Consider the following 19306-nt stretch of genomic DNA (forward strand, 5'->3'; position numbering starts at 1 on the left):
CCTTAATTCACAGGATCAGAAAAAAGTGAAACTCCACCACTCACGGGATGACATCACATGGCTGAGCTGAAACAGAACTATATCGCAGGGAACTGGGTCAGCGGCCCATCAGAGGTCGAGAACCGCAATCCTTCTGATCTGAGCGACGTGATCGGCCACTTTACGCAGGCCAGCCGCGCGCAGTTGAATGATGCCATTGCCGCCGCCAAGGAGGCGCAAATCACCTGGGCCGCCTATGGGCTGGAGCGCAAACAGGCGGTGCTGCACGCCATCGGCACCGAGATGATGGCGCGGGCCGAGGAACTGGGCACGCTTCTGAGCCGCGAAGAGGGCAAGCCTTTTGCAGAGGGCAAAGGCGAGGTCTATCGCGCGGGGCAGTTTTTCACCTATTACGCGCATGAAGTGCTGCGCCAGTTGGGCGAGAATGCCGACTCCGTGCGTCCCGACATCGAAATCGATGTACGCCGCGAGCCGGTGGGCACCGTGGCGATCATCAGCCCCTGGAATTTCCCAACGGCAACAGCAAGCTGGAAGATTGCCCCGGCTCTGGCCTATGGCAATGCGGTGATCTGGAAACCGGCCAATATCACGCCAGCCTCGGCGGTGGCCTTGACGGAGATTATTGCCAAACAGGACATTCCGCCGGGGCTCTTTCAGCTTGTGATGGGGGCCGGTGGTGAGATTGGTCAGGCTCTGATTGAAAGTCCTGAAATCAATGCGATTTCTTTTACCGGCTCCGTGCCGGTGGGGCGTCAGATCGCCTCAACAGCGGCGGCAAATTTCACCCGGCTGCAGCTTGAGATGGGGTCCAAGAACGCGCTGGCCGTGATGGAGGACGCCGATCTTGATCTTGCGGTCACTCTGGCCTTGGGCGGCGCATTTGGCGGCACGGGGCAGAAATGCACCGCATCCTCACGTCTTGTGGTGCATGAGGGCATCCACGATGCCTTTGTCGAGAAACTGGTCGCCGGAGCCAAGGCGATGAAAGTCGGCCATGCGCTGGAAGACGGCACGCAGATGGGGCCGGTGGTTTCCGAGCAGCAGCTGAACGAAAACCTGGCCTATGTTGATCTGGGCAAATCCGAGGGGGCAGAGCTCGCTTGTGGTGGTGCACGGCTGGAGATGCTGCATGACGGCTTCTACATGTCCCCAGGCGTTTTTCTGAATAGCACCAATGACATGCGCATCAACCGCGAAGAAATGTTCGCGCCGCTCACAGCGGTGATCAAGGTCGCGGGCTATGACGAGGCGTTAAGCGTTGTGAATGACACGAATTTTGGCCTGACCTCAGGCATTGTCACCACATCCCTCGCCCGTGCCAACCACTTCCGTCGGAATGCGCAAACCGGTGTGGTCACAGTGAACCTACCCACCGCAGGCACCGATTATCACGTGCAGTTCGGCGGGCGCGGCGATAGCTCTTATGGCCCGCGTGAACAGGGCATTCATGCGCGCGAATTCTATACAGTGGTCAAGACGGCCTATATCTCATCAGGGGTGCCAAAATGACCTATCGCATCGACTGCCTTCAATATTGCAACTGGTCGGAAGACATCTTTCGCCAGATGCGAGAGGGCGGGCTTGATGCGGTGCACGTCACCATTTCCTACCACGAAAATTTCCGCGAAACGGTTCTGAATGTGGAACAGTGGAACCGGTGGTTCGAACAACATCCTGATCTGATCATGAAGGGTCGCTGGGCCAGTGATGTGAAACTGGCCCATGACACCGGACGCACGGCGATTTTCTTTGGCTTTCAGAACCCCTCGCCGATTGAGGACGACATCGGCCTCGTTGAAGTCTGGCACGACCTAGGCGCGCGGTTTATGCAACTGACTTATAACAACCAGTCGCTTCTCGCGACGGGATGTTACGAGGACGAGGACCCCGGCCTCACGCGCATGGGCAAGCAGGTGATCCGAGAGATGAACCGCGTGGGGCTTGTTGTTGACATGTCGCATTCCGCCGACCGGTCGACCATTGAGGCGGCGGACCATTCCGAGCGGCCTATCGCGATCACCCATGCCAACCCGTTTGACTGGCATGCCGCGCGCCGCAACAAACCCGATGACGTGATCCGCGCCGTGGTGCAAAATGGCGGGATGATGGGCTTTTCGATCTATCCGCATCACCTGGCCGGGGGCAGCGACTGCACGCTCAAAGGGTTCTGTCAGATGATTGCCGACACTGCGGAACGCTATGGCGTTCAGCATTTCGGCATCGGGTCTGACCTGTGTCAGAACCAGCCTGACAGCGTGGTGGAATGGATGCGCGTGGGACGCTGGACCAAGGAAATCGACTATGGCGAAGGCTCTGCCGCCAATCCGGGCTTTCCCAAGCAACCTTACTGGTTCCACACCAATGCCGATTTTCCGCGACTGGAAGAGGGGCTGAAAGAGGTGGGCTTTAACGCGCGGGAAATTGCGGACATTATGGGGGACAACTGGTTCCGGTTCTTTGAGAAAAACTTTGTGCCGTCAGATGGTTGAAGTGATCCCACCTCGCGACCCCAATGAGGTCATGACGCTGGCGCGGCTTGGCTCGGCGCATCAGTGTCGGCTGAGCTTTATGCGGCAATTGTTGCGGCGGCTGAGCCGTGAGGCGTGGAAATTTGACGTCCCTGTCTTCGACATTGACGCAAATGGGGAGGGCCACGCGGTCTACACGGCCAAGGGGCCGGACCGCACCTATTCCTTGTTGGCCTTTGCCCATGATCTGCCCCCCGAGCAGCGCTCTGACCGGGTGATTGCGACTGCTTGGGATGCCACGTTCACCCTGTTTGACGGCGTGCCAACGCAAGATGATATCACGCGGCTGTCGCAAAACGTGCCCTTGCAAGAGGCCGGACGCGTCAGCGACCGCGAGTTGAGCCTGTCGCGCGCCAACCGGTCTGTGCGGCTATGGGATCACGTGGTTGAGGCGCTGGCCTCGGGGCAACAGCCGGATGAGACCAAAGTGGGCGATGTCGGATATCTGATGCGCACCACCGCCGTCTATGGTTCGGGCAAGTTCGGCGCGGCGGACCGCGAGCAAACACGCCACCGTCCGGAATGTGCTGGCCCCTTTCAGATCGAGATGCTGTCGGTGTTTCTGACCCGCGCTTTCGTGATGGATCTCGTCGAGCATATGGCCCGTATGAGAGCACCCGAAAGGGCTGTGCCGCTCGACCCGAACCTGCGGCGACGGTTTGGCATTGGCAATTCCACTGGCCTCGGCATGGCGCCGTTTCTGGTCACCCATCCTGCCTTGCTCAACGCCTGGATTGCCGCGCGCGAAGAGGCGCTGTCCCGGGTGCGGTCCCTGCCTGAGGCCACAGTGACAGACGTGCAGGCCCTTCGTCGCTTTGTTGCGCGCGCCAAAATTCATGCGAATGCATGGAGGTCAGAACATCCCCTTCAAATCAAGAAGTTAAACGCATTACGCTCGGATATGGCGGCGCTGCAGGCGCATGTGGAAACGGTTGATCTGACCTCTGATCAACCCTGGAACCGGCTTTGGGTCTGGGCGCAGGCTGAATTGTCCTTGGAAGGGCAGGAACAGCTGGCCGCACTGCTGCTAGAGCCGTATGGTGACCTTGTTGACGGGTTGACCGATTGCATGGCCACTGACGAGCATATGACCTTTCCGATTGACGGCACAATGTCCGTGGCCACGTTGCAAACCATCCTTGAGGATGTCTATGGCTGGGCGCTGGATATTGATTGGGACACGCCGGAGAGCCACGCGCGCGTTTGGTATGTGTCAGAGGCCAAGCTGGAGCCGCGCCTTGGCGAGCGGTTTGAAGAGCCGATTGAGCCTTATGAGCAACCTCTTGGTCCGGGACGAGATGCGACACGTCTTTACACGGCGCTGAAACAGACCGACGAGACCACCGTGGCAGCCTTCCTTCTGGCCCATCCCGAGCATCGCCATGTGACCCGCCGCGCGCAAATCGCAGCACGCCTGCCTTACGCCGAAATCCGCGACAATACCCTGAGCGCCGAGATGTTGCCCATCGACATGCTGCGCCTGAAACTCAGTTTCTTTGGCGCTTGCCATTTCGATCCCCGCTCAGACCGCTGGCTCAGGATCAACATGTACCAGCACGCGCCCTTCCCCCACGAGTTGGCGCAGGCGAGCGACGACTGGACCTTGCCGCCTCTGCCCATTGCGGCGCAATGAGCTGGTCCCTGAACGAGGTGGAAGGTCTCGCGCGTAAGGCCGCGCGAGGCGCGGGCTATAGCTGGGGGCTGGCAGAAGAAGCAGGCAAGGCCACACGCTGGACCTCTGCCGCAGGATGGCCGGGCGCTGCAGCGTTGGCCCAGCTTTTGACGCAGACCGATGGCGTTGCCACATCTGAGTTGGGACCTGCTTCGCTTTCAAAGACCTGGACGGCCAAAAGTGGCGCGCTCTGCCCGATTACGACCGGTGCCGTGTTGTGTGATCTGGCCTCTGACTGGGCCAATGGTGCGTCTTTGTCGCTTGGCCCTGTGCTGCAGCCTATGCTTTTGATCCCTTACGCGGTTTGGGCTGCTGATCGCACCGGTGCGGCGCTGTCCCTCAGCTGGGAAGGCCTGACACTCACCCGCGCGGATGGTGAGACCTATCTTGATGACCCAAAGAATGCGCGGCAAACGTCAAGGGCAGAGTGGGTGCGCCTGTCGCCTGCGACCATCCCAGAGGTCAAACCCACGCTAGGCGCGCGGCTGACCCGCTGTTACCGCGCGGACATGTCAGCAGAAACGACCGCCACTCTGACGGCCTTCGCCCAGCGCACCTATGCGCCTGAAACCGAGGAAAGCCGTCTCAGCGGCGCTGGCGCGGGTCTGACGGACAATGACTGAGCCGGGGGACATATGCGTACATCCCGAGTGATCACCGCTGTTGAGGCTCATGCCGAGGGCGAACCGGGGCGTGTCATCACCGCCGGTGCGCCAGTTTTGCAAGGCGAGACGGTGTTTGCGCAGATGCAGTACATGCAAACGCATGTAGATGATCTTCGCAAGCTCATGCTGCGCGAGCCGCGTGGGCAACCTGCACTCTGCGCCAACCTCATCGTGCCGCCCTGTCACCCCGATGCCGATGCCGGGTTCATCATCATGGAGCAGACGGAATATCCGCCCATGTCGGGATCGAACACAATCTGCGTGGTCACGGTCCTTTTGGAGACCGGCATGCTTTCGATGGTCGAGCCTGTGACTGAGCTGACCCTCGAAGCGCCGGCAGGGCTGATCCGCGTCAGAGCGGACTGCGCAGATGGCAAAGTCACGCGTGTCACGTTCAAGAATGTCCCGGCCTTTGCGATGCATCTGGACGCGTCGCTGGAGGTCGAGGGGCTGGGGCGCGTCGCCGTTGATATCGGATGGGGCGGGATGTTTTACGTGATGTCCGATGCCGATGCGCTCGGAGTATCCCTAGAGGCAGAGAACGGCGCGCAGATTGTGCAGACATCCGAACGTATTCTCGCCGCTGCGAGAGAGCAACTGGGGGTGACGCATCCTGAAAACCCCGACATCACCGGCCCCACGATCAGCCAGCTTTTTGGTGCGCCCACGAATCCCGACACGCATGGAAAGAACGCTGTCACCGTGTCCACCGGTGGGTTTGATCCGAAGCGGCCTCATGCCCTGCCCGGTACGCTGGATCGCTCGCCTTGCGGTACCGGCACTTGCGCGCGCATGGCGGTTCTGCACAAACGCGGCCTGCTTAAGGCGGGACAGGACTATGTGCATGCCGGGCCGCTGGGCACGACCTTTACAGGGCGGATTGAGGAGGTGACAGACGTGGCCGGATATGAGGCCATCGTGCCCACACTCTCCGGTCAGGGTTGGATCTATGGCACGTCGAACTATACGCTTGATCCAACCGATCCGTTTCAGGAAGGCTATACGATCGGAGATATCTGGGCCTAAACCCTTGTATTCAGGATATTTCGGCGAGGCGCGCCACATAGCGTGCCAGCGTGTCGATCTCCAGATTGACCTGATCCCCCACGGCCACACGACCCCAGGTCGTGACCTCTTTGGTGTGCGGAATAAAGTTGATCCCGAACACCAGACCCTCAACCTCATTCACAGTCAGAGACGTTCCGTTCAACGCCACCGACCCTTTGGGGGCGATGAACCGCGCGAGGCTATCGGGCGCGCGTAGGCTGACGCGGGTGCTGTCGCCTTCATCGCGGACCTCCACCACTTCGGCCAAGCCATCCACATGCCCTGACACAATATGCCCGCCAAGCTCATCGCCGACGCGCAGAGCACGTTCAAGATTGACCGTACGCCCCGCCGCCCATGTGCCGAGATTGGTCTTCGACACGGTCTCAGCCGAGACATCCACGTCAAACCAATCCGCGCCCTTGGCCACCACGGTCAGGCACACTCCATCACAGGCGATCGACGCGCCGATATCGACGCCACTCATGTTATAGCGTGTGGCGATGCGGGCCCGCAGATCACCGCGTTGCTCAACCTGCCGGATTTCTCCCATATCGGTCACAATGCCTGTAAACATCGCATGTCTCCCAACTTGCCCCTTTGCACCTAAAGCGCGGGAACTGGCATGACAAGACATGTTGACAGGTAAACACCCATGGATTCAGCCTTAATTTTGCCTTAATCCTGCTGTAATAATGACAAAAATGAGCAGCGCGTGAAACGTGACAAGAGGCGAGTGTTTATGAGTGTGCCGTCTGTAGGCCAACGAACCTTCCTGTTTTTGCAGGGTCCGCACGGGCCCTTTTTCGCGCGTTTGGGCAATATGCTCAAACGAACCGGCGCGTCGGTTTGGCGCGTGGGGTTCAATGCCGGTGACGCGCTCTTCTGGCGCGACAAGGACAGCTACATCCCTTTCAATGGCACGCAGACCGACTGGCGCCCCACGTTCCGAAACCTGGTGGCAGAAAAAGGCGTGACCGACATTGTCATTTACGGCGACACGCGCCCCATCCACGCCCATGCCGTGCAGGAGGCCAAGGCGCTTGGTCTGGCTGTGCATGTCTTTGAAGAAGGGTATATGCGCCCCTATTGGGTGACTTATGAGCGTGGCGGCTCGAACGGGCATTCACGGCTGATGCATATGAGCGTGGACGATATGCGCACCGCCCTGAAGAATTCCGATATGGACAGCGCCCTGCCCCCGGCCTCCTGGGGCGATATGCGTCAGCACGTATTTTATGGCGCTGTATATCACGGCGCCGTTCTGCTTTTAAACGGAAACTACCGCAATTTCCGCCCGCATCGCGCGTTGAGCGTGGGACAGGAATTCAAGCTCTATCTCAAACGTCTGTTGCTGATGCCAGCCCAGGCGGTTGAACGCCGGATTGCGACCTCGCGCATTCGACACGGTGGGTTCCCCTACCACCTGGCCCTTTTACAGCTTGAGCATGACGCGTCGTTCCAGATGCATTCGCCCTTTTCGACGATGACCGATTTTCTGGAAACGGTAACCGAAAGCTTTGCCAAGGGTGCGCCACAACATCACCATCTCGTGGTCAAAGCGCATCCTCTGGAAGACGGGCGCGCACCGATCCGGCCAGAGCTTAAGAGGTTGGCAAAAAAGCATAATATCGAAGATCGCGTGCACTATGTGCGTGGCGGTAAGCTGGCGCAGCTGCTGGATGAGGCGCGCAGCGCCGTGACGGTCAATTCCACAGCTGCGCAACAGGTTCTGTGGCGCGGCATTCCGCTTAAAACCTTTGGTCAGGCGGTCTATGCCAAGCCGGAATTCACCTCAACCAAGCCCTTGCGCGATTTCTTTGCCGGAGCAGAGCGGCCGGATCGCAAAGCCTATGCCGACTACCGGCGCTATTTGCTGGAGACCAGTCAGGTGGCAGGCGGGTTTTATTCCGCACGCGGACGCCGGCAGCTTTTACGCCAGACGGTGGATATGATGCTGAGCGCCGATGATCCCTACGATGCGCTGGTCTCGGGCACCGCGGCACCCCGGCAACAGTTATATGTCGTAAAATAGCCGACGCAGCGGCACAGGCTGGATTTTTTCAAAAGACCCCATTACCTTAGGCGAAAATACTGAGGCAGTAAAAAAACAGGTCGAGGAGACCGGGCAGTGAAAATCCAATCCAAACGATGGGCGAAGTCCGTCGCTATTGTGCTTGTGGCGAGCACCGTGGCGTCCTGTGGCGTCTTGCCCCGCTCTGGCCCGAACAAGAGCGAAATCTTTGCAGGCTCGGTGCAGCAATCCGGCGACGCCTTTGTTGTCAGCGTAAATGACCGGGTGACACGGGCCACCGCTGTGCAGCCAACACTGGGCTTTTCGGATGAGTTCAAAAATGCAGGTCTTGTCGGCTCTGACACAATTCGCCCCGGCGATACGCTGGGCCTGACCATCTGGGAAAACGTCGATGACGGTCTTTTGGCTGGAGAAGGTGTGAACCAGACTGTCCTGCAAGAGGTGCAGGTGGATGGTGCGGGCTTTATCTTTGTGCCCTACGCAGGGCGCATTCGCGCGGCAGGCAACACGCCCGAGGCCATTCGCCGTGTGATCACATCAAAGCTGGATGAGCAGACACCCGATCCGCAGGTCGAGGTGCGCCGCCTTGCGGGTGATGGGGCATCCGTGTCTCTGATTGGTTCTGTGGGCGGTCAGGGAGTCTATCCCATCGAGCGCCCGACGCGGACCTTGTCGACCATGCTGGCCAATGCCGGTGGCGTGACAATCCAGCCTGAGATTGCGCAAGTCACTGTTATTCGGGGCAATATGCGCTCTAAAGTGTGGTTCCAGGATCTGTTCAATCACCCCAATTTCGACATCGCCCTGCGCGATGGCGACCGCATTCTTGTCGAAGAAGACACCCGCGCCTTTACCGCTTTGGGGGCCACAGGAGGTCAGGCCCGCCTGCCCTTCCCGTCTCCTACCATATCCGCCGTGGAAGCACTGGCACAGGTGGGTGGTCTGAACACCAACACGGCTGATCCCACCGGTGTCTTCGTGATGCGCAACGAGCCTGCCGAGATTGCCAATCAGGTGCTGGGCCGGACCGATCTGATCGGGGCGCAGCGTGTGGTCTATGTGCTTGACCTGACACAACCGAACGGGCTTTTCATGGCGCGTGACTTTGCCATTCGCGACGAGGACACGCTTTACGTGACAGAGGCGCCATTCACCCAATGGAGCAAGGTGATCAGCGCATTGACAGGTACGTTGGGCGCTGTGGGATCTGTCTCGACCGCAGGCGATACGCTTAGCGGCAACTAATGCCACAACCAGACATCCAAGACCCCGCCCAAGACGCAAGACCTGGGCGGGTTGTCTATTTTAACGCAGGTTTTCTGCGCCAAAAGCAAATCCGCCGGATCATGGAACTCGCCGGGTTGCCCTTGCAGCTTGGCAAACCGGGGCCCGAGGACCAGATCGCCGTTTGGGGCCGTTCTCCCTATGCCCGGCGCGGCGAGGCTGTGGCCGAAGCCACCGGCGCTGCGCTGATCAGGGTGGAAGACGCGTTTTTGCGATCCTTGCACCCCGGCCGCGACGGCGAGCCGCCACTGGGCCTAAACATCGACCATACCGGCGTGCATTTTGACTGTTCGGGGCCTTCTGATCTGGAAACCTTGCTAGCCACGCATCCACTGGATGACACCGCGCTGATGAACCGCGCACGCGCCGCCATTACCCGGCTGCAAGAGGGTCATCTGACAAAATACAGCGGCTTTGCGCTGGATACCCCTGCACCTGAGCCGGGTTATGTGCTTGTGATCGATCAGACCCATGGTGATGCCTCGGTTGCGCATGGCAGGGCCGATGCAAATTCGTTCCGCGAAATGCTGTTTTGCGCACAAGAAGATCATCCGGGCGCGCGCATCCTGATCAAGACCCATCCCGAAACGCTGGCAGGTCATCGTCCAGGTTACTTCAGTGCAGAGGACGAAACGGACCGGATTTCGCTTTTCACGGACCCGATCAGCCCCTGGACGCTCTTTGAAGGAGCGATAGGTGTTTATACCGTGTCTTCGCAACTGGGTTTTGAGGCAATTTATGCCGACCACAAACCGCGTGTCTTTGGACAGCCGTTTTATGCAGGCTGGGGGCTAACGGAGGATCGTCACCCTCTGGAACTGGCCCGGCGCGGTCGAAACCTGAGCAAGGCACAACTCTTTGCTGCGGCGATGATCCTTTATCCGGTTTGGTACGATCCTTACCGGGATTGCCTGTGCGAGTTGGAAGATGTGATCGCAACGCTGGAAGCGCGAACCTGTGCCTGGCGTGAAGACCAAATCGGATGGGTCGCCACGGGTATGCGGCTATGGAAACGAAAGCCGCTGCAAAGGGTATTCGGATCACAAAAGAGCATTATTTTTCAGAATGATGCAGAGCGCGCCTCACGCAAAGCTTCTACCACAGGTCGCTCCCATATGGTCTGGGCCAGCCAAGCGGAAGCGGCCCCAGAGGCCACCCGCGTAGAAGACGGATTTCTGCGCTCACGCGGGTTAGGCGCGGAACTTGTCCCCGCCTTATCGTTGGTCTGCGATGATCTTGGGATTTACTACGATCCTTCCAGCGAAAGCCGCCTGGAACACTGGATTGCCAAGCGCGCAGAGCTGCGCCCGGATCAGGAGCGCCGCGCAGAACGTCTGATCGCGCGTATCTGCGAAGGGGGGCTGAGCAAATACAATCTCTCTGGCGGTGCGCCGGACCTGCCTGAAGGACACCGTATTCTGGTGCCCGGGCAGGTCGAAGATGATGCGTCGATCCTCAAGGGGGCCGGTGACATCAACACCAATCTTGCTCTGCTGCAAAGGGTACGTGCTGACAATCCCGATGCCGTCGTGCTCTACAAACCTCACCCAGATGTCGAGGCAGGGCTGCGGGATGGGCAGGTGCCACAAGCCTCACTTGATGAACTTGGAGCCGTTGTTTTAGCCAAGACCGACCCGGATGCGGTTCTGAAAGAGGTTCAGGAGGTCTGGACCATGACGTCGCTTATGGGATTTGAGGCGTTGCTCAGGGGGGTCCCGGTCACAACCACGGGCGCACCCTTCTATGCCGGTTGGGGGCTGACGAATGATCTAGGTGATGTCCCTGTCCGCCGAAGCGCGCGTCCCAATCTGCATGGGCTCGTGCATGCGGCCCTCATCGACTATCCGCGATACTTTGACCCGGTCACAGGTCAGGCCTGCCCGGTTGAGGTCGCCCTGGACCGGCTCGCCAAAGGCGACATCCCTCACCCCGGCGCCGCCAATCGGCTCTTGTCAAAGCTGCAAGGTGTGTTTGCGACCTATGCGGGGCTGTGGCGCTGATCTTGGGCGTCACTTGTAAAGCGCACGTTCCGCCGCCACCAAATCCGCCGCGCAGGATGAGATTTCCGCAATCTGTTCGGTTGTCGCCAACTCGCGTGTGTTGGCCTCCACCCGCGCCAAAGCCGCGCGGCGCAAGGTCATGATACGCGCCCTCGGGCTGTCCAAGAACTGCTGCTGCGAGATCAGGGACTGATAGGGAGTATCCACGCGGATGACCTCAAAATACCCGCCAGACAGAGCAAAAAACGCGAAGGCACAGGCACCCTTCTCTTGGGCACATGCCTCATTGCACAGATTTGCAATTGGCCTCGTCGACAAAGATTCAAGCACCCAATTTTCAACGTCAGAGCGGTATGCGTTGTCTAGAGATGCATTGCCAAAGCCGAACCCCAAGGCCAGAAAGCCCGCCATTGCAAAGGCATCTTGGTTGTCCGGGTTGATATCACTCTGATCCTTACCCGTGATCAGCCTAAGTGCCGCCAAACCATCACCCCGCGGTTCTGGGTCTCCGGAAAGATACCCCAAAAACGGGGCCAGTTCCTCTAGGATACGCCCGCTTTCAAGAAGCGCACGCTTTTGCTGAGGACTGCCGTAAAGCGCGACGACGCGCGTCGGATAGTCCGTCGCCTGACCTTCTCCGGCGTCCCAAAGGTCCTGAATGAGTTCCAAATCCGGTGTCGGGTGACGTGACTGCAGAAACCGCGCTGCCAGCTTATTACCACGCTCTGCTTCGACCTTGAGCCAGCTTTTGCCAAAAATTTCGTTCTGCGGCACCTGCCGGAAAAGCGCACGCCGCTCTGCCCCACTGAGCGAAAAGCGAAACGGGGATGGGCCCCGATCGAATGTTTCGATTCGGGCCAGCAAAATGCGTGCGTTTCTGTCTCCGGCCTGGGCCAAAACTGCGAGTGCCGGCAGGCTGTCACGGTCATTGCCTTGCAACCAAATTTCAACCGCCTCGTTGAAGCTGGTCTGCGCGGTTGCCGGTGCCGAGAGACTCAACAGGACCGGTCCTGCCAGTAAGCCAGCAAGGAGCAATGCGCGCAAAACCCTCATTTTTCCGTTCCCTATTCGCTCTCGTTTTGGGCGACCCAGCGATGCATGATATCACCACCAACAGCACGGCTTTCCACCAATCGAAAGCGCCGTGCTTTGTCCAGCCGATCCAGTCCCAGCGCCCCCACGCCAGGCCGTCCTTCAGCCCCGATGGCAAGACCTGCAGTGAAGCCCACCAATTCGTCCACCAGCCCCTCGGCCAGAAGTGAGGCGGCCAATGCGCCGCCCCCTCGCAGAACACGCGCGTCAGCCCTTTTTGGCCAAGCGCCATCAAAACTGATGTCAGATTGAGCTGTCTGCCGGTCAATTGACAAGTCAAAAGTTCGGCCCCGACGCCATTCCATGCCTCGACCAAAGATGCATCAGCATCCGGTCCGTGACATAGCCAGACAGGCACCTCACGAGCGGTCCGTGCCAGATTGCTCATGAGCGGCAGATCGAGGCGACGAGAGACGGCGACGCGCACAGGTTGATGTGCCATGCCGAGATCTCTTGCGGTTAAAGACGGGTCATCGGCTCGCACCGTGCCCGCACCCACCATCACCGCATCGTGGCGCGCGCGCATGGCATGCACCCACCGCCGGGCTTGAGGGCCCGTGATCCACTGGCTATGTCCGCTTGCAGTGGCAATCCGACCATCAAACGATGTGGCCAGTTTCAGTGTCACCCAAGGCCGCCCCAAACGCACCCGCGTCAGGAATCCGGACAGCGCGTCCTCTGCCTCGGCTGCCAAAAGTCCGGGTTCAACGACCACTCCCGCGGCGCGCAATGCGTTAAACCCGCCGCCAGACACATTTGGATGGGGATCCTCAATGGGCGAAACGACGCGCGCGATACCCGCCTCAATCAGCGCATCTGCGCAAGGCGGTGTTTGACCATGGTGGCAACAGGGTTCAAGGCTGACATAGGCCGTGGCACCGCGCGTCGCAGTGCCAGCCTGATCTAGCGCTGCTCGCTCAGCATGAGGTCGTCCTCCGGGCGCAGTGCGCCCACGGCCTACGATGCGCCCGTCTTTGACGATCACACAGCCGACACTTGGATTGGGCCAACATGTGCCGGTACCCTGACGCGCGAGCGCCAGAGCCAGCTTTAGAAACCGGATGTCGGCCTCGTGCACGTGACCTAAGTTTCCTCTGGAGCGGTGTTCGGACGCAGTTCGCTAACGAACTTGTCGAAATCATCTGCGGCCTGGAAGTTCTTGTAAACACTGGCAAATCTCACATAAGCCACTGTATCGATCCGCGCCAGGCTTTCCATGACGATCTCGCCCACGGTCTTTGACGGGATGTCCGTCTCACCCAGCGACTCCAATCGCCGGACGATGCCCGAGATCATTTGCTCGACACGTTCAGGTTCCACCGGGCGCTTCTGCAGCGCGATGCGGATCGAGCGTTCCAGCTTGTCGCGGTCAAAATCCTCACGGCGTCCATTGGATTTAACCACCACCAGGTCACGCAGCTGTACGCGCTCATAGGTGGTGAACCGTCCCCCGCAGGCCGGACAAAACCGCCGCCGCCGGATCGAAACGTGATCCTCCGCAGGCCGCGAATCCTTTACCTGAGTGTCAATATTTCCGCAAAACGGGCAGCGCATCGGCCGTTCCCCTTTTCTTCTCTGCCTCTGTCGATCATGGGTCTGCTGCCCAAGTATCTACCGTGACTATAGGGCGTCCGCAAAGTTTTGGGTAGAGGGGAAATGAAACCGCTGCATGTTGCGGTTTTTTGGTCATGTCAGGGGCATAAATGCGCGGCAATCTCACGTGAATGCGGCCTGTCGCGGTGCTCAAAAAGGTAAACCCCCTGCCATGTACCCAAGGTCAGACGCCCGTCTACCACCGGAATACTAAGGCTCACCGGCATCATCGCCGCCTTGATATGCGCAGGCATATCATCGGGGCCTTCATAGGTGTGGGTGAGGTAAGACATGCTAGGATCTGTGGTGGGCGGTACCAGTCGGGAAAAGTAATTCCGCAGATCGGTCTGCACCTCAGGATCGGCGTTTTCCTGAATAAGCAGGCTCGCCGAGGTGTGACGGATGAAGAGGGTGAGCAGGCCGGTGGAAATCCCCTGCTCCGCCACCCAGCCTGTCACCTCGCGGGTGAATTCATAAAGACCCTGGCCGTGGGTTGAGATCGTGAAGGTGGTTTGGGGCATGGGGCACTTTCTCATTTTACCCGAACGCAGAATTCCAACTCATCCAAGCGTACGTTTACAACAGTAAGTTGCCCAGAACGAACAAGGCTCGTTCTCTCAAAGGCGGAACAATAGCGACCAGATACAAAATAGTGTTCCAGCACACCAAAGCATTCAGAGAAGACCGAAATGGCTCTTTGGACGTTTTGTGCCTGCATACCCATTGAGCATACTTGCCGCCCAACGCACCACCAAGAAAAGCCCAAGTCAACAATGTATTCTCCGACACGCGCCAGCTATGCCTTTGTGCGCAGCGTTTGTCCCAAGCCATTAAAAGCGCGCACACGCTGCATGTTATCTGGAACCAGATAACGACTACAACAAATGGAGTAATCACACCGAAGTCCGAACCAACAACAGCGCCTTACTGGTCCAAGAAGCTCCTCAACTTCCGCGACCGGCTCGGATGTTTCAGCTTGCGCAGCGCCTTGGCCTCAATCTGGCGGATGCGTTCGCGGGTCACGCTGAACTGTTGGCCCACTTCTTCCAATGTGTGGTCGGTGTTCATGCCGATGCCAAAGCGCATGCGCAGCACGCGTTCTTCGCGGGGCGTGAGGGATGACAGCACCCGGGTTGTGGTTTCCTTCAGGTTGTCCTGAATTGCCGAATCCAAAGGCAGGATCACATTCTTGTCCTCGATGAAATCCCCAAGCTGGCTGTCTTCCTCGTCGCCAATGGGCGTTTCCAGAGAAATCGGCTCTTTGGCGATTTTCATCACCTTGCGGACCTTCTCAAGCGGCATCTGCAGCTTTTCGGCCAGCTCTTCCGGCGTCGGCTCGCGGCCTATTTCGTGCAGCATCTGGCGCCCTGTCCGCACCAGCTTGTTGATCGTCTCGATCATATGCACCGGAATACGGATCGTGCGGGCCTGGTCGGCAATCGACCGGGTGATCGCCTGACGGATCCACCATGTGGCGTAAGTCGAGAATTTGTAGCCCCGGCGATACTCGAACTTGTCCACCGCCTTCATCAGGCCAATGTTGCCTTCCTGAATAAGATCAAGGAATTGCAGGCCACGGTTCGTGTACTTTTTGGCGATGGAAATCACCAGGCGCAGGTTCGCCTCGACCATTTCCTTCTTGGCCTGACGCGCCTCCTTCTCGCCCTTTTGCACCTGGTTCACGATGCGGCGGAATTCAGGAATGTCGAGGCCCACATACTGCCCAACCTGGGCCATGTCGGCGCGCAGTTCCTCGACCTTGTCGGGGCTGCGCTCCATGAACATTTTCCAGCCGCGGCCGTCCTTCTTGGCCATGTCGTCAAGCCAGTTGGGATCAAGCTCTCGCCCGCGGTATTCCTCGATGAATTCCTTTCGGTTGATGCGCGCCTGATCGGCGAGTTTCACCATGGCGCTGTCGATCGCCATGATCCGGCGGTTGATGCCGTAAAGCTGGTCAATCAGCGCTTCAATCCGGTTGTTGTGCAGGTGAAGCTCATTCACCAGCTCAACAATCTCGGCGCGCAGCTTTTGATAGGTCTTTTCCTGTTTGTCCGAGAAAGATCCATCTTCATTCAGAGTGGCCGAAATTCGGCTGTCCTGCATTTCGGAGAGTTTCTCGTAATCGGCGGCGATGCGATCCAGCGTTTCAAGCACACGCGGCTTGAGCGCGGCCTCCATCGCAGCAAGGCTCATATTGGCTTGTTCATCGTCATCGTCGTCATCATCGGCAACAATCGGATTGCCATCAGCGTCCAGTTCCGGCTCGGAGCTGGCTTCGGGCTTGGCCGCGGGCGCGCTTGTCATATTGGCGGCTTCCACCACCGGTTCGCCCTCTTCGTCACCCATCTGGTTGCCGAATGTGGTCTCAAGATCGATCACATCGCGCAGCAGGATGTCTTCGCCCAAAAGTTCGTCACGCCAGATTGTAATTGCCTGGAATGTCAGGGGGCTTTCGCAGAGGCCCGCAATCATCGTGTTGCGGCCGGCCTCGATGCGTTTGGCAATGGCAATCTCGCCTTCGCGGCTGAGCAATTCGACCGAGCCCATCTCGCGCAGGTACATGCGCACCGGATCGTCCGTGCGATCGAGCTTTTCTTCCTTACCCGAGCCAAGCGTGATCTCGCCCTTGCGGCCAATCTCGGCCACGGCGGTGGATTTGGCCTCTTCTTCTTCGGCCTCTTCTTCTTCGATGATGTTGATACCCATCTCGCTGAGCATCGACATGACGTCTTCGATTTGCTCAGAAGACACCTGATCCGGCGGCAAAACCTTGTTCAGTTGATCATAGGTAATAAAGCCGCGCTCACGCGCCTCGGCGATCATTTTCTTGACCGCAGCCTGGCTCATATCGAGCGAGATTTCCGAGTCCTGGTCTTCCGGCTTGGCGTCGTCAGTGTCTTTGGCGGCCATTCAGCTCTCCTGCATCCCGTTGCACAAGGGTGATTCGCGTATTCCGAATCAACAGTGCGAATGAGTGATTCGCAAACAGATATCCCTTATTTTTCGAATAATCCTAGCGAATCGTTACCGATCAGACGCTTTTCCAAACCCAATTTGCTCCAGCAGCGCATCAAATCGTTCCTTTTCCGACCGGCTGACCTGGGCGCCGTTGTCGCCCTTGTCATACTCGGTGCGGTCCTCATTCTGGCTTTTCCAAGCCTTGTTGCGCGCTTCCGCAGCTTCACTCAGACGCCAGGTGACCGCCTCATCCGCCACGCCAGCCAGATCCTGTTCCGCCTCGGAAATCTCGGCCGCAAGCCCTTGCTCTGTCACGAGTTTGGCCAGGGTTTCGGTTACTGTCATACGCGCAATATCAATGTCCCCCGGGCGACGCACGGGGGGCACCAAGGCGACATGGGGAAGCGTGAGAAGCTTTTCAACCGCCTCTTCGCCTAAATCAGCAGTCAGATGGTCAAAAAGTTCCTTTGGCCCATGCGGATCGTAACGAAGCATCGCGCCGCGTATCTGCGACAGGTGCGGCGCCGCACAGCTTAACCCCTCCAGTGCGGTCTCAAATTCCTCGAAAATCGAAGGTGTGCGAATGAGCGTGGCCAGGATCACTGCTTCACGCAATTCCACCTGATTTTCCTCGCGAGATGCGGCCAGCAAAGATGACTTGGTGCTGGCACGCACCGGCTCTTGTTTCTTCCAACGGCCCGCACCCCCGCCCTGACGACGCGGATTGAAAAGCTGCCAGCGCAGGTCCTTGATTGCTTGCCCATAATGGCTGCGGATCGAGGGATCGCGAATGAGTTTGATCTTTTCGCGTAGTGCCTTGTCGAGCGCCGCCTTGCGTTCGGGGCTGTCGAAGTTTTGCCCTTCGGTCTCGCGGTGCCACAAAAGCTGCACCATCGGAAGCGCCTGATCGAGCAGCTTTTGCACCGCCCCAGCCCCGTCAGACCGCAAGAGATCATCTGGGTCCTTACCCTCGGGCATTATGGCAAAGCGCAGGGACTTACCGGCCTCCAAGAGCGGCAGCGCAAGGTCAATCACCCGGTGCGCCGCGCGCAGACCCGCCGTGTCACCATCCAGCGCGATAATCGGCTCGTCGGCAATACGCCAGAGCATCGCCAGCTGATGCTCGGTCACAGCCGTGCCCAGAGGGGCGACGCTGGCGCAAAACCCGGCTTGGGCCAGGGCGATGACATCCATGTACCCCTCGGCCACCACCAAAGACTGCCCCTTGCCCGCTGCCTCACGCGCAGGCCCGTGATTGTAGAGCGTGCGGGATTTGTCAAAAAGCTCGGTCTCGGGGCTGTTGAGGTATTTGGCGTTGTCGTTGGGGTCCATCGCGCGGCCACCAAAGGCGATGCAGCGCCCGCGTGGGTCTCGGATCGGATACATGATCCTCCCACGAAACGTGTCATATGGCTTGCCACCCTTCTGACTCGGCTTGGCCAGACCACAGCCCAGGATCAGATCATCCTCGATGCCCTTCCCCTTCAGCGCGTCCCAAAGCCCTTGCCAGGTGTCGGGCGCAAAGCCGATCTCGAACCGCTCTTGCGCGGCCTCATCCAGCCCCCGGCCCGCAAGATAATCTCGCGCCGCCGCCCCTGCGCCAGCTTTCAGCATCAGCCGAAAGTGGCGCACAGCGGCCTCCATGACCTCGGCGAGCTGCGTGCGCCGGTCGGCCTTTTCCTGCGCTTGCGGATCCCGCTCGGGCATTTGCATCCCCGCCTCTCCGGCCAGAATGCGCACCGCTTCCATGAACTCGACATTCTCAGTCTCGCGCACGAACGAAATCGCATCACCTTTGGCATGGCAGCCAAAGCAATAATAATAGCCCTTGCGATCATCGACGTGAAAGCTGGCGGTTTTTTCCTGATGGAAGGGGCACGGTGCCCACATATCGCCCTTGCCCTGATTGGACTTGCGCGTGTCCCACATGACCTTGCGGCCCACGACCTGCACGATCGACGTGCGGGTGCGCAACTCATCAAGGAATCCGGGTGGCAGGCTCATGGACTATATATGCGGCAAGACTGGCCGCTCGCCAAGGCGCATCCGCAGAGTATTCTCAGGGATCGTAGCCCAAACAGCTTTTCTCGTAAGTCGCGCCGATGGTTTTGTCGGCGCCATCTTCGGCAATCACCTCTGCCTCTAACGTGTACACCCAATCCACCAATGGTCCGACAGTGGGTTGATATTTCTCCGCCACGGCTGAGTCGCCCGTCATGAACCCGTCTTTGACGGCGTTGACATCTGCTCCGCCAGCACGTTCAGCGACAGCCTGCGACACGATTCCGGCCGTCACAGAGCAGGTTTCTTTTTGTTTTTCGTCACTTGCCAATGCAGGGCTTATCGCGCCGATAAGCACCCCCGCGCCGAGCGCGATTGCGATACGTGGCATATTACTGGTCCCTCACGCCTCATTTTTTGCGACTTTGGCA

The 19306-nt window shown here is 58.9% G+C and carries 16 protein-coding genes and 1 pseudogene; 8 read left to right on the forward strand and 9 right to left on the reverse strand.

Features of this window, described 5'->3' with window-relative positions; genetic code table 11:
* Window positions 1-57 precede the first annotated feature (57 nt).
* From RZ517_RS13825 to RZ517_RS13845, 5 genes are read left to right on the forward strand one after another with little or no spacing between them, the layout of a single operon-like run.
* Window positions 58-1509 carry an aldehyde dehydrogenase family protein gene (locus RZ517_RS13825; protein ID WP_338548767.1) on the forward strand — a complete coding sequence of 484 codons (1452 nt, stop codon included), beginning with the start codon at window positions 58-60 and terminating at the stop codon, window positions 1507-1509.
* On the forward strand, window positions 1506-2489 hold the full coding sequence (locus RZ517_RS13830; RefSeq protein ID WP_338548768.1) for a membrane dipeptidase: 984 nt from the start codon (window positions 1506-1508) through the stop codon (window positions 2487-2489). The genes RZ517_RS13825 and RZ517_RS13830 overlap by 4 nt, the downstream gene beginning before the upstream one ends.
* Window positions 2482-4161: a hypothetical protein gene (locus RZ517_RS13835; RefSeq protein WP_338548770.1), complete on the forward strand. Its 1680-nt coding sequence runs from the start codon at window positions 2482-2484 to the stop codon at window positions 4159-4161. Before RZ517_RS13830 ends, RZ517_RS13835 begins: the two co-directional genes overlap by 8 nt.
* Window positions 4158-4823, forward strand: a complete 666-nt coding sequence (locus tag RZ517_RS13840) for a DUF3726 domain-containing protein (RefSeq protein WP_317057407.1) — start codon at window positions 4158-4160, stop codon at window positions 4821-4823. Before RZ517_RS13835 ends, RZ517_RS13840 begins: the two co-directional genes overlap by 4 nt.
* 12 nt (window positions 4824-4835) lie before the next feature.
* Entirely contained in the window at window positions 4836-5891 is a 1056-nt protein-coding gene (locus tag RZ517_RS13845; protein ID WP_338548771.1) for a proline racemase family protein, read from the forward strand.
* 10 nt (window positions 5892-5901) lie between these two features.
* On the opposite strand, the gene RZ517_RS13850 is transcribed toward RZ517_RS13845, so the two are convergent.
* Window positions 5902-6489, reverse strand: coding sequence for a riboflavin synthase (locus RZ517_RS13850; protein WP_338548772.1), 588 nt, complete (start codon window positions 6487-6489; stop codon window positions 5902-5904).
* A gap of 165 nt (window positions 6490-6654) precedes the next feature.
* Between RZ517_RS13850 and RZ517_RS13855 the strand changes: the two genes are divergently transcribed.
* The 3 genes from RZ517_RS13855 to RZ517_RS13865 all read left to right on the forward strand — a co-directional run bounded on the left by RZ517_RS13855 (window position 6655) and on the right by RZ517_RS13865 (window position 11231).
* The gene (locus tag RZ517_RS13855) at window positions 6655-7947 is read left to right on the forward strand and encodes a capsule biosynthesis protein (protein WP_338548773.1); all 1293 of its coding nucleotides are present in this window, start codon (window positions 6655-6657) and stop codon (window positions 7945-7947) included.
* A gap of 96 nt (window positions 7948-8043) precedes the next feature.
* On the forward strand, window positions 8044-9192 hold the full coding sequence (locus RZ517_RS13860; RefSeq protein ID WP_317057403.1) for a polysaccharide biosynthesis/export family protein: 1149 nt from the start codon (window positions 8044-8046) through the stop codon (window positions 9190-9192).
* Entirely contained in the window at window positions 9192-11231 is a 2040-nt protein-coding gene (locus RZ517_RS13865) for a capsular polysaccharide biosynthesis protein (protein WP_338548774.1), read from the forward strand. The genes RZ517_RS13860 and RZ517_RS13865 overlap by 1 nt, the downstream gene beginning before the upstream one ends.
* Before the next feature lie 9 nt (window positions 11232-11240).
* Here RZ517_RS13865 and RZ517_RS13870 read toward each other — a convergent pair whose 3' ends face one another.
* The 8 genes and pseudogenes from RZ517_RS13870 to RZ517_RS13905 form a co-directional block, all read right to left on the reverse strand.
* Window positions 11241-12230 carry a hypothetical protein gene (locus RZ517_RS13870; RefSeq protein ID WP_338551163.1) on the reverse strand — a complete coding sequence of 330 codons (990 nt, stop codon included), beginning with the start codon at window positions 12228-12230 and terminating at the stop codon, window positions 11241-11243.
* 65 nt (window positions 12231-12295) lie between these two features.
* Window positions 12296-13401: pseudogene (gene ribD / locus RZ517_RS13875) on the reverse strand (bifunctional diaminohydroxyphosphoribosylaminopyrimidine deaminase/5-amino-6-(5-phosphoribosylamino)uracil reductase RibD).
* 5 nt (window positions 13402-13406) lie between these two features.
* Window positions 13407-13877, reverse strand: coding sequence for a transcriptional regulator NrdR (gene nrdR, locus RZ517_RS13880; protein ID WP_317057399.1), 471 nt, complete (start codon window positions 13875-13877; stop codon window positions 13407-13409).
* Between the two features lie 137 nt (window positions 13878-14014).
* Complete coding sequence (locus RZ517_RS13885; protein WP_317057398.1) at window positions 14015-14437, reverse strand: secondary thiamine-phosphate synthase enzyme YjbQ; 423 nt, start codon at window positions 14435-14437, stop codon at window positions 14015-14017.
* Between the two features lie 55 nt (window positions 14438-14492).
* A complete protein-coding gene (locus RZ517_RS13890; protein WP_338551164.1) occupies window positions 14493-14747 on the reverse strand; it encodes a DUF1294 domain-containing protein in 255 nt (84 codons plus the stop codon).
* 93 nt (window positions 14748-14840) lie between these two features.
* Complete coding sequence (gene rpoD, locus RZ517_RS13895) at window positions 14841-16826, reverse strand: RNA polymerase sigma factor RpoD (protein WP_338548776.1); 1986 nt, start codon at window positions 16824-16826, stop codon at window positions 14841-14843.
* A gap of 114 nt (window positions 16827-16940) precedes the next feature.
* A complete protein-coding gene (gene dnaG, locus RZ517_RS13900; RefSeq protein ID WP_338548777.1) occupies window positions 16941-18878 on the reverse strand; it encodes a DNA primase in 1938 nt (645 codons plus the stop codon).
* Between the two features lie 55 nt (window positions 18879-18933).
* On the reverse strand, window positions 18934-19266 hold the full coding sequence (locus RZ517_RS13905; protein ID WP_338548778.1) for a hypothetical protein: 333 nt from the start codon (window positions 19264-19266) through the stop codon (window positions 18934-18936).
* Between the last annotated feature and the right edge of the window lie 40 nt (window positions 19267-19306).

The sequence above is a fragment of the Roseovarius sp. S88 genome, assembly GCF_037023735.1.
Taxonomy (GTDB): Bacteria; Pseudomonadota; Alphaproteobacteria; order Rhodobacterales; family Rhodobacteraceae; genus Roseovarius; species Roseovarius phycicola.